The following is a 14,335-nucleotide window of genomic DNA, read 5'->3' on the forward strand; positions in this document are numbered from 1 at the left end:
AAGGCTGCAGGCATAGCCCGCCGAAAAATAGCCGGGAATTGTACCTGATTCGCGGCCCTAGCGTCACGTTTGCCTGTGAACCGCGCACATGCAAAAGCGCCCCGGCCTTTCGACCGGGGCGCTTTTAACCCGCCAATGCAGGGCGAAACCGCTATCAGCCAGCTCGTCGCAATAGCCAGATCCCGGCCAATGCGCAGATGCCGGCCGGTACCAACACCGCAAATAGCGGCGAGAAACCGAACACCAGGCTCGACGGCCCCAGCAGATCCTGGGCAATACGGAAGGTGAAGCCCACCAGCACGCCGGTGAACACCCGCTGACCGAGGGTCACCGAACGCAACGGGCCGAAAATGAACGAAATCGCCATTAGCACCAGCGCGGCGGTGACCAACGGTTGCAACACTTTGACCCAGAATGCCAGCCAGTAGCGACCATTGTTCAAGCCCTGGTCGGCCAGGTAGTGGATGTAACCCCACAAGCCGCTGATCGACAGCGATTCCGGCGCCATCACCACAGTACTGAGCAACTGCGGGCTCAAGGCCACTTCCCAGCGCTCTTCGGGCAAGGTGACGACTTCGGTACTGCCGTCATGGAACAGCGTGGTGGTGACATCGCTCAATGTCCAATAGTCCTCATTGAACTTCGCACGCTTGGCAAAACTCGAGGACAGCATGTGGCGCTGATCGTCGAAGCGATAACGGGTTACACCGTACAGCAGGCCATTGGGTTGCACCGAGTTGACGTGAATGAACTCGTCGCCCTGACGGTGCCACAAACCATGCTTGGCGCTTTGCGCTTCACCGCCGCCCTGAGCCAGGGAACGATTGGCCTGCGCGATGTTTTCCGTGGCCGGGGCCACGTACTCGCCGACCAGCACGCCCGCCAGCATCAGCACCAGCATCGGCTTCATCACCGCCCAGACGATCCGACCGATGGACACCCCGGCAGCGCGCATGATGGTCAGTTCGCTGGCACTGGCCAGGCTGCCCAGGCCGATCAGACAGCCGATCAAGGCGGCCATCGGCAACATGTCGTAGACCCGCCGCGGCGCGGTCAGCAGCACGAAACTCAAGACATCGAGCAAGGTGTAGGTATCGCTGACGTCGCCCATCTCATCGATGAACGCAAACAATGACGCCAGACCGAGAATAATCCCCAGGACCGCGACAATGGCCATGAACACGCTGCTACCGATGTAGCGATCGAGCTTATCCACGGGCCACCTCCAGCGCACCGCGGCGACTCGCCAGCTTCAGGCGCAGCGGCTCCCAGTACAGCAACCCCAGACCGATGGACAGGAAGATCGCATGCACCCACCACAAACCCAGCGCTGGTGGAATCTTGCCTTTTTCCAGCGCACCACGGGCGGCGATCAGGATGGTCAAATAAGCCATATAAAGAAGAATTGCCGGAAGCAGCTTGAGGAAACGACCCTGGCGAGGATTGACCCGAGACAAGGGCACCGCCATCAAGGTCACGATAAATACCAGCAGCGGCAGTGAAAGCCGCCATTGCAGCTCGGTGTTCGAACGCAGGTCGTCGTTGGCCAGCAGGTCCCGGGTCCGCATCGCATCGCGATCGGTCACTTCGTCACTGACATCCGGCTTGGGCAGCAGCACGCCATAGGTGTCGTACTTGATGGCACGATAGTCCGCCTGCCCCGGATTACCGTCGTAGCGATAGCCATTCTCGAGAATCAGGTAACGGTTACCGTCCTTCTGGACTTCCTGACGCCCGCTCTGGGCAACCAGAACCGAGATGCCACGCTCCTTGCTCTTGTCGGAGGAAGTATTCTTTTGCGAAATGAATACGCTCCCCAGATTGGCGCGATCATCAGACAGTTGCTCGGTGTAGGTCACGCGAGTGCCATCGCGCAACGACTGGAAGCGACCCGGCACCAGGGTATCGAACTCGGTCAGCGCATCCTGTTTGTTGATCAGCAGCTGGAACTGGTTCGCCCCTTGCGGCGCCAGGCTCAGACTCAACCACGCCACCACCAGCGCCACCAACGTGGCCGGGAACAGGGTCATGCCCAGCAAACGCTGCTGGCTCATGCCTGTGGCGGAGAGCACGGTCATTTCGCTTTCCAGGTACAGCCGGCCGTAAGCCAGCAAAATACCGAGGAACAGCCCCAAAGGCAGAATCAGTTGCAGGAAACCTGGCAGGCGAAAACCCATGATCAGGAACAGCGATCCTGGGTCCAGGGCGCCCGAGGCAGCCTGAGCCAGGTACTTGATGAAACGTCCGCTCATAATGATCACTAGCAGGACGGCGCTGACGGCGCTCAAGGTCAACAGGACTTCTCGGGACAGATAACGGAAGACAATCAAACCAGACACTCCAGGGTTGTCAGGCTAAGGCGGCCAAACAAGCAAACACACTCGGGGCCGGCTCGTATAGCGGGGCCGCCGAAAAAGATGGCGCATTATCCTGTGATTGGGTGCGCCTGTCACTGCACACGCTCAAGCTGGCATGTAATGCAGCGAAGTTCGCTCATGTCAGGGTTGTCAGCCTCGGTCGGCGAGGTTCAAACTGGCGGCTTTGTCGCCGGCACGTACCGGCGCCTTTGATAACCAGGCTTTATATAGATAAGCCAGGCGCACGCCTTTGAGCACCGCGCACTTTGACCATTTATTCAGGGACCCGGACATGGAACTGGTTGTAAAAAGCGTTAGCCCAGAAACGTTGAAGACTGCCACTCTGGTGGTCGCCATCGGCGAAGGCCGCAAGCTCGGCACAGTCGCCAAACAACTCGACGATCTCAGCGGCGGCGCCATCAGCGCAGTCCTCAAACGCGGCGACCTGGCCGGCAAAGTTGGCCAGAGCCTGTTGCTGCACAGCCTGCCTAACCTCAAGGCCGACCGCGTACTGCTGGTGGGTATCGGTAAAGACGCCGAACTGGGTGATCGCCCGTTCCGCAAAATCATCAGTGGCTTGCTCAATACCCTCAAAGGCCTGGGCGGCAGCGACGCAGCACTGGCGCTGGACGAAGTGATCGTCCAGGGCCGTGACAGCTATGGCAAGACACGCCTGCTGGCCGAAACCCTGGTGGACGGCGAGTACCTCTTCGAGCAGTTCAAGAGCCAGAAAACCGAACCGCGCGCCCTGAAGAAAATCACCCTGCTGACCATCAAGGCCGCGCAAGCCGAAGTCGAACGTGCCGTGACCCACGCCCAGGCTATCGCCGGCGGCATGGCATTCACCCGCGACCTGGGTAACCTGCCACCGAACATCTGCCACCCGAGCTTTCTCGCCGAACAGGCGAAAAACCTCGGCAAGGCGCACAAAGGCCTGAAGGTCGAGATTCACGACGAGAAGAAAATCAAAGATCTGGGCATGGGCGCATTCTATGCCGTTGGCCAGGGCAGCGATCAGCCGCCTCGCCTGATCGTCATGAACTACCAGGGTGGCAAGAAATCCGAGAAGCCTTACGTGCTGGTCGGTAAAGGCATCACCTTCGACACCGGCGGTATCAGCCTCAAACCGGGCGCCGGCATGGACGAGATGAAGTACGACATGGGCGGCTCGGCCAGCGTGTTCGGCACCCTGCATGCGGTGCTCGAACTGAAGCTGCCGATCAATCTGGTGTGCATCCTGGCCTGTGCCGAGAACATGCCGAGCGGCGGCGCGGCTCGTCCGGGCGACATCGTCACCACCATGAGCGGACAGACCGTGGAAATCCTCAATACCGACGCCGAAGGCCGTCTGGTGCTGTGCGATGCCCTGACCTACGCCGAACGCTTCAAGCCACAGGCCGTGATCGACATCGCCACCCTGACCGGTGCTTGCGTGGTCGCGCTGGGGGCCCACACCTCTGGCCTGCTGGGCAACAACGACGAGCTGATCGGGCAACTGTTGAGCGCCGGCCAGCAAGCTGACGATCGCGCCTGGCAACTGCCGCTGTTCGACGAGTACCAGGAACAGCTGGACAGCCCGTTCGCCGACATGGCCAACATCGGCGGCCCGAAAGCCGGCACCATCACGGCCGCCTGCTTCCTGTCGCGCTTCACCAAACAATACAACTGGGCGCACCTGGACATCGCCGGGACTGCCTGGACCAGCGGCGGCAAGGACAAGGGTGCCACTGGCCGTCCGGTTCCGTTGCTGACCCAGTACCTGCTGGACCGCGCCAAAGCCTGAAACTGAAGACCCCGGCCTGCAGCATCCGTGGATGACGCAGGCCGGGCGTCAGGACCCGTAATGACCAAAGTCGACTTCTACATTCTGCCCAGCGCCGATCCTTCCGCGCGCCTGGACTTCGCCTGCAAACTCACCGAAAAGGCCTGGCGCATGGGTCACAGGATCTACCTGCACTGCAGCGATGCGGCCCAGCGTGACGATCTCGATGCACGCTTGTGGAGTTTCAAGGGCGAGAGCTTCGTGCCCCATGGTCCTGCCGAAAGCGAACCGGACGGGCTGATTGTTCTGGGACTTGGCGAAGATCCCGGGCAGCATTCGGATCTGTTGGTCAATCTGGACCTGAAAGTCCCGGCATTTGCCCAGCGCTTCGCCCGTGTGGCAGAAGTGGTGGTCGAAGACCCTGCTATTCGTCAGGCCGCACGGGAGAGTTTCCGTTTCTACCGTGAACAGGGCTATCCTCTGCAAGATCACCGTCTACAGCGACTCTGAGCACCCGATGGACACTCCAAACACGCAGCAAAAGTCCGCGCACCTGCTGGATGACCTTGAGTCGATCCGCCAACTGCTCGGCGATGACAACCTGCAACCACCGCTGCTGACCGACATGGTTACCAACGATGTGCAGATCCCCATGCTGTACGAGATAGTGGGTGGCCAAACGCCTGCTGAAAGCCACGAACCTGCACCTGAGCAACCGGCGCCAAAACCAGTCGCAGCACCACAGCCCGCCCCGGCACCGGTCGCCGCCAAAGGTCCCGACGCCCTCCTGCACCTGGACGACGAACTGCGCGCCGCCGCCCAATTGATCATGCAAGATGTGATCGACGACTTCGCGCCGCATATCGAAACCGAAATCAAACGCCGCCTCGACGCGCGGATGGAACGGTTGTTGAGCCAGTACCAAGCCTGATTCTCGTAACACCGGTTTATCGTGGCCAGGGGCTTGTCCTCTGGCCATCCGGTTGGGTTACGCCGGCAACCCCAGCACTAAATGCACCACCCCTCCCGCCAATGGCATAACCCCCGGCACACCGGCCACACGCAGGGCCATCAGGTCCATCTGCGCCTGATCGTGCAGTTCCACCCGCACTCGTGTCAGGGCAATGCGTTGTTGCGACTTGAGGTTACTCTCCCCTCCCAGTGCCGCCACAATGCCTGGTTCCAGGAGTGTCGCCGCGACAGGCTGCGCAAGCGCCGTGGGTTGGTCCACCACCAGATCCGGTGTCAGGGCTTTCCAGAAAGCACGCTGTAATTTTTTCAACATATTCAATTCTCCAGGACCAATGAGCTGACGACCGCGGTCTGTTGATGCCGGTGCAAGGTTTCACGTACCTGTTCGGCGCTCTCCAGGCTCAGGACTTGTTGCGCGATGACCTGGCAATCCCTCAGGTCGAGTTCGCGAATCGTCGCCTTGATGGACGGAATCAACGGCACACTGACCGACAGCTCATCCACCCCCAGGCCGAGCAACAGCGGCACCGCCAACGCTTCGGAGGCCAGCGCGCCACACACGCCGACCCACTTGCCGTGGGCATGGGCGGCTTTCACGGTGCTGGCGATCAGGCGCAGCACCGCCGGATGAAAGCTGTCCGCCTGGCAGGCCAACCGCGGATGGTCGCGGTCCATGGCCAGGGTGTACTGGGTCAGGTCGTTGGTGCCGATGGAGAAGAAGTCCACTTCGGCGGCGAACAGATCAGCCATCAATGCCGCGGCCGGCACCTCAATCATGATGCCGAGCTTGGGCAACGCCTTGAGCCCCAGTGCCAGCGCCTCCTCTTCGAGCATCTGCCGAGCCATGCGCAGTTCGGACAACTGACTGACCATCGGCAGCATGATGTGCAGACGGGCCAGCCCGGCGCAGCTCAGAATCGCTCGAAATTGCTCACGCAACAGCTCGGGACGCTCCAGGCACAGGCGAATCCCGCGCATGCCTAGAAAGGGGTTGGCCTCGCTGTCCATCGGCACGTAGGCCAGCGGCTTGTCACCGCCGACGTCCAGGGTGCGCACCACCAGATTGCGTTCCGCCCCCAGCGCGCGGGCGATCGCGCTGTAGGTAGCCGCTTGCTCGTCATGGCTGGGTGCGTGGTTGCGTTCCAGGTACAGAAACTCCGAACGCAGCAGACCGACACCCTCGCCTCCCAGCGCTATCGCTTGTTCAACTTCAGGCAACGAGGCGACGTTGGCCGTCACCTCGAAGTGATGGCCGTCGCGAGTACAAGCCGCCAGCGCAGCCTGCTCGAGTTCGCGCTGATGCCGCTGGCGTTGCTGCTGACGTTTGGTCTGCAGCTGTTCGATAGCCGACAGATCAGGGTCCAGCTGCAATTCGCCCTTATCGGCATCGAGCAAGACTTGAGTGCCGCTCTCCAGCGACAGCGCCTGGATTGGCAGCCCGCACAAAGCCGGCAAGCCAAAGGCCCGGGCGAGAATCGCCACGTGACTGGTGGCGCCGCCGCCCACGGTGGCAAAGCCCAATACCTTGCTGGTATCGAGGCCGGCGGTCTGCGAAGGAGTGAGTTGCTCGGCAATCAGGATCGCCTGGTCCGGCAACACCCAGACGCTGTCCTGCACGCCAAGAATCAATTTGAGGACCCGCTGGCCGACGTCCGCCAGGTCCACCGCGCGCTCGGCCAGCAACGCGCTACCGAGTTGTTTGAACAGTTCGGCCGTGGCCTCGGTCGAGGTGCGCCAGGCGAACGCGGCGCTTTTCCCTTCAGCGATCAAGGTGTAGGCCTGCTCCACCAGGCTCGGGTCTTCCAGCAGCTGCTGATGGGCTTTGAAGATCTCCGCTTGCGCATCGCTTGTCGCGTTGTCGCGTAGCCCCTGCAGTGCTTGCGTTGCCTGGAACAACCCACGCTCCAGATGCCTGCGTTCATCGGCTTGATCGGCACCGAATTCAGCCACCTCCAGAGTTTGCTCAGCGACCTGCACCACCCGGCCGAACGCCGAGCCGGGCGAGGCACATACACCCCGCAAGACCTTCAACGAAGGCGCTTCAACGACAGCAACCGGCTCACTTGCAACCGGCACCGAGATTGCTTCACCGCAACCTGCTGCCAGCAACTCGACGAGGGTCTTGATCGCCAATTCGGCATCTTCGCCCACCGCACTGACCTGCAAGGTATCGCCCTTGGCGGTCTGCAACGCCATGATCGCTACCAGGGATTTGGCGTTGGCACTGGCCTGTTGCTTATGCAGGCAAATGTTCGCCGCAAAGCCCTTCGCCGCCTGAGCGAATACTGCCGCGGGACGGGCATGCAAACCGTTCGGGTTGGACAGGGTCACCGCCCCCGAAAACAGTGCTTCTCCCTCTGGCGCCAGCGCCGCATCGGCCGGCTGGCCGGCCAGATTCAAACGCAACAGTGGCTGCCCGCTTTCGACCAATCCGCTGTCCGGCGTCAGCAGGCTGAAGGGCTCGGCGCTGACCACCAGCATCAAGGTCAGCAAGCTGCGGGCATGCAAGGCGATGTAGTCGGCGTCGAATTCGATCAAGGCCTGCCCGGCCTCGACCCGCTGCCCCTCGTCCACCAGCCGCGTGAAGCCCTTCCCCGAGAGATTCACCGTATCCAGACCGATGTGCATCAACACCTGCACGCCGCTGTCGTCGGTGATGCTGACCGCATGGCCACTGCGCGGCAGATTACTGATCACTCCGGCCATGGGTGCGCAGAGGGTTTGCGAGGTCGGATCAATGCACAGGCCATCACCGATCAGGCGACTGGAGAACACCGGATCCGGCACTTGATCAAGCGGCATCAGCACCCCGGACAGGGGGGCTAGCAGTTGCAAATGTTGGGTTGTGGCCATGACTTCACCTGCTGTTTTAATGTCTAGAGGTAGGAGCTGCCGAAGGCTGCGATCTTTTGATCTTTCGCTTGGGACTCAAGTGGACCTGGAAAGATCGCGGCCTCGTTTCACTCGACAGCTCCTACGCAGCTCCTACGGGTTCTTCGGACGGCACCGTTATTTCCACCAATACTCGACCTGCAATCCAACGTTCGAACCATGCCGCGCCCTGCCGAAAGCTCCGGTGTCGGACAACGCCGAACCCGCCGCCAATTGATTGGCCGCACGTTTGGCCGCCTGGTTCCAGCTGGCATAGGTGTAGTACAGGCGCACTTCCGGGCGTGCCCAGAAATCCGGGCCGTTAGGTGACCAGGTCGGTGCGAAGGTGAACTTGCTCAGCTTGCGCGTGCCGCCTGGGGCCTCGACCTGATCGTGTCCCAGCTCGGTGACCAGTTTGAACTGCTCCGTGAGGGCATAGGCCGGGCGAATGCCAACGGAAAACCAGTTCTGATCGTTGCCGTCCGGGCGAATGTCTTTCTGATAGACCGCCTCGACCTGACCACCGAAACGCGGGGTCACCTGCCAGTCGAAGAACTCCACCAGGCGGTAGCTCTTGTTGCTGTCATCGAGCCGGACATTGCCAGTGTAGCCAAGGCCGGTACCCGGGCCTTCGCCGTACTGAAAAGCCAGCTTGTTCTTGCCGCCGAGAAAACCGCTCTGCACATGTTGGGTGGTAATCGCCCAGCCACGGTGCGCGTCGCGACTGTCCGGCTTGTCGATATAGCTCAGGCCGAACTCCAGCGCGCCACCGGGGTTGGTGTTGAACCCGGCGACATTGAAGTCGTGCCGATTGATGTAATCCTTCTGGTACAGGTTGTCCTTGCGCGAGAAGGCGTAGCTGTATTTCAAATCGCCGATCAACACATCCTCGATGCCGCCGCCGGTGGCGCTCTGGTTCCAGTAGTAGAAGTCGGAAATATGGATGTCATTGCGTTTGTAGTAACGCCGACCGGCCCACAATGAACCGCCATTGAGGCTGGGCATCTTCGACCACTGCGCGTACAGCTGCGGCATGCGCACCGAGCCGTTATCGCCGTTGAAGGTCAGGCTGCGGTCGTACTGGTTGTACAGCGATGCCATACCGTCGACGCTGAGCACCGAACCGTCGTCGAGAGTGAACAAGTCCTGGCGCAACTCCAGTTCCCCGTACTGTTCGCACTCGTTGCCCAAGCGGTATTTCGTCTGTGCGCCAGGTAACTGAAAACATGACTGCGAACTGCTGTTGACCGAAGTCCCCACACCGCTGCGCAAGTAACCGGAGAACTCCAGTGCCTGGGCCGGGAAAGGCAATGCCAGGCATACGCACGATGCTGCAAAGCTGCGAATTATTGTTGTTTTCAAGAGCCGCTCCATTATTTTTATTGTGTTGGTCTGCCAATCTTCGGGCGCAACTTCCCCGCGCACGAGTCATGCGAGCCGATCTAAAACGAAGGGTTTTTCCGGTTATTCAGTCAGATGCAGCACGAACGACTCATAGGGCCGTAGGAACACCTGCCGATTGCGGACTGGGCAGTCCGCGTAGTTGCTGATCACCAGGCGTTGCGCCATCGCGTCGCTGATCACCCCTTCCGGCAGTTCGACGTCGCAGGTCGTGGCGTAGAAGTTGTTCAGCACCAGCAGACGCTCGCCCTTACCTTCACGCAGGTAGGCCCAGACTTGCAGGTGTTCGGGCAACAGCTGGCGATAGACACCTTCCTGGATCAGCGGCTCGCTGCGGCGCAAAGCGATCAGCTGGCGATAGTGATGCAGCACCGACGCCGGGTCTTCGAGCTGCTGTTCGACGTTGATCAGCGCCGCGTTTTCCGGCACGCCGATCCACGGTTCGGTGGTGCTGAAACCGGCATGTGGCTGAGCATTCCAGTGCATCGGCGTGCGGCTGTTGTCCCGGGACTTCTGCATGATCGCCGCCATGTTTTCCGTCTCGGATTCTCCGGCCTCACGCTTGAGCCGATAGATGTTCAGCGTCTCGACATCGCGGTAATGGTCGATGTGATCGAACCCCGGATTGGTCATGCCCAGCTCTTCACCCTGGTACACGAACGGCGTGCCTTGCAGGAAGTGCAACGCCGTACCAAGCATCTTCGCCGAGACCGCCCGGTGTTCGCGGTCATTACCGAAGCGCGAGACCACCCGTGGCTGATCGTGGTTACACCAGAACAGCGCGTTCCAGCCGCCACCGGTTTGCATGCCGGTCTGCCAGTCGGAGAGGATGCGCTTGAGGTCAAGGAAATCGAAATCGGCGCGAATCCATTTCTGCAGGTTCGGGTAATCGACTTTCAAATGATGAAAGTTGAAGGTCATCGACAGTTCTTTCGACTCAGGACGCGAGTAACGAATGCAGTGCTCGAGGCTGGTGGAAGACATCTCGCCGACATTGATCAGGTCATGGCCCTCGAAGACTTCACGGTGCATTTCCTGCAAGTACTGATGAACGTTGGGGCCGTCGGTGTAGAAGCGCCGACCGTCACTCTGGTCCTCGGGAAAATCCGCCGGTTTCGAAATCAGATTGATCACGTCCAGGCGAAAACCGCCGACCCCCTTGTCACGCCAGAAGCGCATCATCTTGAAGACTTCGGCGCGCACCAGCGGGTTGTCCCAGTTCAGGTCGGCCTGGGTGTGGTCGAACAGGTGCAGGTAGTACTGGCCGGTTTGCGCTTCGTACTCCCAGGCCGAACCGCCAAACTTGGACTCCCAGTTGTTCGGCTGATCGCGCCAGATGTAGAAGTCGCGGTACGGGTTATCCAGCCTGCTGCGCGCCTGCTGGAACCACTGATGCTCGATGGAGGTGTGGTTGACCACGATATCGAGCATCAGCTTGATACCGCGTTTGCCCGCCTCGGCAATCAGCAATTCACAGTCGGCCATGGTCCCGTAGCTCGGGTCGATGGCGTAGTAGTCGCTGATGTCGTAACCGTTATCGCGTTGCGGTGAACGCAGGAACGGCGTGATCCACAGGCAGTCGACGCCTAGCCAGTGCAGGTAATCGAGCTTGGCGACTACCCCGAGCAAATCGCCAGTGGCTTTGCCGGCGTGGCTGTAAAAACTCTTCGGGTAGATCTGGTAGATCACCGAACGTTGCCAGTCTTGCATGGCGTGTTTCTCCAATTAATTTTGCGGTGGCCCTACCGGCCTCATCGCGAGACGGGCGATACGATCTATCAGGCGACCCGGTATCCGGGGCGCACAATCTTCATGCTCAAGCCACAGGTCAGCACAAACGGCACCACCATCGCGATCACCATGCCGATCACGAACATCGGGATGAATTGCGGGATGATCGAGATGAAACCCGGTAGCCCGCCGACACCAATCGCCGAGGCCTGGACTTTGTTCAGCGACAGGAAAATGCTGCCCAGCGCCGAGCCGATCAGGGCGGCGTAGAATGGAAACTTGTAGCGCAGGTTGACCCCGAACATCGCCGGCTCGGTGATACCGAAGTAAGCGGAAATCGCCGAAGTCGAGGCCATGCTTTTGTCCCGCACATTGCGGGTCATGTAGAACACCGCCAGTGCCGCACTGCCTTGGGCGAGGTTGGACATGACGATCATCGGCCAGATGAAGGTACCGCCCTGGGTCGAGATCAGCTGCAGGTCCACGGCGAGGAACATGTGGTGCATACCGGTGATCACCAGCGGCGCATAGAGCAGGCCGAAGATCGCCCCGCCGACCATCGGCGCCAGATCGAACAGCAGGACCATACCTTCGGTGATGAGGATGCCCAGGTGCCGGGTGACCGGACCGATCACCGCCAGCGCCAACACACCGGTGACCACGATGGTGGTGATTGGCACCACCAGCAGCTGAATGGCGTTCGGTACTCGCGCCCGCAACCACTTCTCGATAGTGCTCATGACCCAGGCCGCCAGCAGGATCGGCAGGATCTGCCCCTGATACCCGACCTTCTCGATCCGGAACAGACCGAGGATGTCGAAGTAAGGCAGGCTCTGACCGTCAAGGCCGGCAACCGCCTTGCCGTAGTTCCAGGCATTGAGCAGATCCGGGTGGACCAGCATCAGGCCCAGCACAATGCCGAGAATCTCACTGCCACCAAAACGCTTGGCCGCCGACCAGCCGACCAATGCCGGGAGGAATACGAACGAGGTGTTGGCCATCAGGTTGATCAGGCTCCAGACACCGTCCAGGTCCGGGTAGGCCTCCAGCAGGGTCTGGCCTTCGATGAACATGCCCTTGGCACCCATCAGGTTGTTGATGCCCATCAGCAGGCCGGCAATGATCAGCGCCGGCAGGATCGGCATGAACACATCGGAGAACACTCGCACCAGGCGCTGCATGGGATTGATCTTCTCGGCGCTCTTCTGTTTGACGTCGGCGATGGTCGAGGCCGCGAGACCTGTCTGTTGACGCAACGCGGCGTAGACCTTCTCCACTTCACCGGGGCCGATGACGATTTGCAGCAGACCGCCGGTGAAGAACGAACCTTTGACCAGGTCGATCTGGTTCAGTGTGGCGTTGTTGACCAGGCTCGGGTCTGTCAACGCCAGGCGCAGACGGGTCACGCAGTGCGCAGCCTGTTCGAGGTTGTCTGTACCGCCGAGGCTTTGCAGGATCTCGCTGACGATAGTCGGGTAGTCGTGGCTCATGCTTTTTTCTTCCGTTTTAGCTTCTTGTTATTGGAGAGCGTTATTGGCAGCACGCCGAAACGAAAAATACTCGTCTGTACGAGTTAAAGCAATAACTCGTACAGACGAGTTGAGAAATATTTTTTACGATCAGCCATAAATGGACAAACCCCAGCCCTGCCCTTAAGGTTCCAAGCCTTGAGTACAGCGGCACAGAGCCATCCCATGAGTAAATACAACCAGATCTACACCGATCTGCTTGCCAGCATCACCACCGAACGTCTGGAACGTGGCGCCAGGTTGCCCTCCGAAACCGAACTGATGGACAGCTACCAGGCCAGCCGCGGCACTGTGCGCAAGGCCATCGAGCAACTTCAGGAGCGCGGCTTCGCACAGAAAGTCCATGGCAAGGGCACGTTCGTCCTGTCACCGGCACCGATCGAATTTCAGTTGGGGGGAATCGTCAGTTTCCAGGAAACCTACCCACGGCTGGGCAACGACGTCAGCACCGAGGTCGTGGAGTTCAGCCAGATCCCCCTCGAAGGCGCCCTGCTTGAACACATCCAGGCTCCAGAGGGCAGCTTGATCACGCGGATCAAACGTGTACGGCGAATCGAAGGCAAACGGGTGATTCTCGACATCAACCACTTCGTCGCCGACCTGATACCGGGGTTGAACCGCGAGATCGCCGAACATTCGATCTACGCCTTCATCGAACAGACCCTGCAACTGCAGATCAGCTATGCGCAGCGGACCATCGAAGCCGTACCACGGGGCAAGGATGACCAGCAGCACCTGGACCTTGACGGCCAGAGCCATGTGATCGTGGTGAGCAACCAGACCTTTTTGCAGGACGGCCGGCAGTTCGAGTACACCGAATCGCGGCATACCCTGGACAAGTTCTATTTCTCGGACGTGGCACGCCGCTGAGAGGTGTGCATCAAACCAGCGCCTGCCACTCGGCGCTCAGGGCCACGACCCGGCGTGACTCCTTTGCAACATTGACGCTTTGCGCGATCCGGGCGACGTCGATCACCGGTTGTTCAAGGCTGTAACCGCCCTTCGCATCCAGCCAGCTCAAAACCTCGGCCAGGTGCCAGACCGATGTCTTGCCCTCATGCACGGCCAATGGGAAGCTGTTGCAATGGGTCAGCATCAGTTTGCGCATGTTCTGCCGCGAAACCCCGACGATGTCGGCAATATCCGTCAAACCGACGAAGTCCGGCGCTACCTCCACCAAACGAGCGTCAGGAATGATGCGCTTGACGTCCATCAGCGCGCTCAACAGCGCCGTTTCGGCCGTCACCGCCTCGCGGGTGAATTCCAACGCCAACCGGCCCTGCAATCCGAGACCGACCAACGCATCATCGCAGCCTGCGGCGTATAGCCGTTCGACCAACTCGTCGGAATCGCAATTGCACTCTGCGAGTTGATACTTGAGGGTGAAAATGTAGTCCATTGAATTACTCCTTGAGTCGAGGTGCTGTTTTCCCATCAGTCACCTGCTGCTGCGTACAGTTATCAACCACTCGCCGTAGTGCCCTCGCGTGATTGAAAGGGTTCCTCGGCGTGCTGCACACGCTGGTGATACAGAACTCGCCACAGCGGCAGAGGTCATTTCTGAAAGGGCAGTAGATCTTTCCCCAGGCGTGACTGCCGCCGACTTCTATTCGCCAGCCTCGTTCTTCGGCATGACGCAGGGCCATTTCGATTTCTTTTTTTGGGTGAGATGCACGAGCCATCCATAGCCTCCAGTCTCGTCAAGTATCGAC

At 60.1% G+C, this 14,335-nt stretch carries 13 protein-coding genes; 4 read left to right on the plus strand and 9 right to left on the minus strand.

Features of this window, described 5'->3' with window-relative positions; genetic code table 11:
• Positions 1 to 154: 154 nt before the first annotated feature.
• Positions 155 to 1,216: an LPS export ABC transporter permease LptG gene (gene lptG / locus AC3IUA_RS25565; RefSeq protein ID WP_489357622.1), complete on the minus strand. Its 1,062-nt coding sequence runs from the start codon at positions 1,214 to 1,216 to the stop codon at positions 155 to 157.
• Entirely contained in the window at positions 1,209 to 2,330 is a 1,122-nt protein-coding gene (gene lptF / locus AC3IUA_RS25570; protein WP_489357623.1) for an LPS export ABC transporter permease LptF, read from the minus strand. Before lptF ends, lptG begins: the two co-directional genes overlap by 8 nt.
• 319 nt (positions 2,331 to 2,649) lie before the next feature.
• Here lptF and AC3IUA_RS25575 point away from each other — a divergent pair, with 319 nt between their 5' ends.
• The 3 genes from AC3IUA_RS25575 to AC3IUA_RS25585 are packed head-to-tail and all read left to right on the plus strand — an operon-like array spanning position 2,650 to position 5,050.
• On the plus strand, positions 2,650 to 4,140 hold the full coding sequence (locus AC3IUA_RS25575) for a leucyl aminopeptidase (protein ID WP_489357624.1): 1,491 nt from the start codon (positions 2,650 to 2,652) through the stop codon (positions 4,138 to 4,140).
• A gap of 60 nt (positions 4,141 to 4,200) precedes the next feature.
• Positions 4,201 to 4,629 carry a DNA polymerase III subunit chi gene (locus AC3IUA_RS25580; RefSeq protein ID WP_489357625.1) on the plus strand — a complete coding sequence of 143 codons (429 nt, stop codon included), beginning with the start codon at positions 4,201 to 4,203 and terminating at the stop codon, positions 4,627 to 4,629.
• A 7-nt stretch (positions 4,630 to 4,636) separates the two neighbouring features.
• Positions 4,637 to 5,050 carry a DNA polymerase III subunit chi gene (locus tag AC3IUA_RS25585; RefSeq protein WP_489357626.1) on the plus strand — a complete coding sequence of 138 codons (414 nt, stop codon included), beginning with the start codon at positions 4,637 to 4,639 and terminating at the stop codon, positions 5,048 to 5,050.
• A 57-nt stretch (positions 5,051 to 5,107) separates the two neighbouring features.
• Here the strand turns inward: AC3IUA_RS25585 and AC3IUA_RS25590 are convergent, their stop codons facing one another.
• The 5 genes from AC3IUA_RS25590 to treP all read right to left on the minus strand — a co-directional run bounded on the left by AC3IUA_RS25590 (position 5,108) and on the right by treP (position 12,584).
• Positions 5,108 to 5,404, minus strand: coding sequence for a PTS sugar transporter subunit IIB (locus tag AC3IUA_RS25590; protein WP_489357627.1), 297 nt, complete (start codon positions 5,402 to 5,404; stop codon positions 5,108 to 5,110).
• A 2-nt stretch (positions 5,405 to 5,406) separates the two neighbouring features.
• A complete protein-coding gene (gene ptsP / locus AC3IUA_RS25595; protein WP_489357628.1) occupies positions 5,407 to 7,944 on the minus strand; it encodes a phosphoenolpyruvate--protein phosphotransferase in 2,538 nt (845 codons plus the stop codon).
• A gap of 156 nt (positions 7,945 to 8,100) precedes the next feature.
• A complete protein-coding gene (locus tag AC3IUA_RS25600; protein ID WP_489357629.1) occupies positions 8,101 to 9,324 on the minus strand; it encodes a maltoporin in 1,224 nt (407 codons plus the stop codon).
• A 102-nt stretch (positions 9,325 to 9,426) separates the two neighbouring features.
• The gene (treC, locus tag AC3IUA_RS25605) at positions 9,427 to 11,073 is read right to left on the minus strand and encodes an alpha,alpha-phosphotrehalase (protein ID WP_489357630.1); all 1,647 of its coding nucleotides are present in this window, start codon (positions 11,071 to 11,073) and stop codon (positions 9,427 to 9,429) included.
• Between the two features lie 68 nt (positions 11,074 to 11,141).
• Complete coding sequence (treP, locus tag AC3IUA_RS25610; RefSeq protein WP_489357631.1) at positions 11,142 to 12,584, minus strand: PTS system trehalose-specific EIIBC component; 1,443 nt, start codon at positions 12,582 to 12,584, stop codon at positions 11,142 to 11,144.
• Between the two features lie 204 nt (positions 12,585 to 12,788).
• Between treP and treR the strand changes: the two genes are divergently transcribed.
• Positions 12,789 to 13,493: a trehalose operon repressor gene (gene treR / locus AC3IUA_RS25615; protein ID WP_489357632.1), complete on the plus strand. Its 705-nt coding sequence runs from the start codon at positions 12,789 to 12,791 to the stop codon at positions 13,491 to 13,493.
• Positions 13,494 to 13,503: 10 nt separating this feature from the next.
• Here the strand turns inward: treR and AC3IUA_RS25620 are convergent, their stop codons facing one another.
• Together AC3IUA_RS25620 and AC3IUA_RS25625 are read right to left on the minus strand one after the other, a co-directional pair.
• The gene (locus AC3IUA_RS25620) at positions 13,504 to 14,022 is read right to left on the minus strand and encodes a helix-turn-helix transcriptional regulator (RefSeq protein ID WP_489357633.1); all 519 of its coding nucleotides are present in this window, start codon (positions 14,020 to 14,022) and stop codon (positions 13,504 to 13,506) included.
• A 4-nt stretch (positions 14,023 to 14,026) separates the two neighbouring features.
• The gene (locus AC3IUA_RS25625; protein ID WP_489357634.1) at positions 14,027 to 14,305 is read right to left on the minus strand and encodes a hypothetical protein; all 279 of its coding nucleotides are present in this window, start codon (positions 14,303 to 14,305) and stop codon (positions 14,027 to 14,029) included.
• Between the last annotated feature and the right edge of the window lie 30 nt (positions 14,306 to 14,335).

The sequence above is a fragment of the Pseudomonas sp. KH_050 genome, assembly GCF_057838875.1.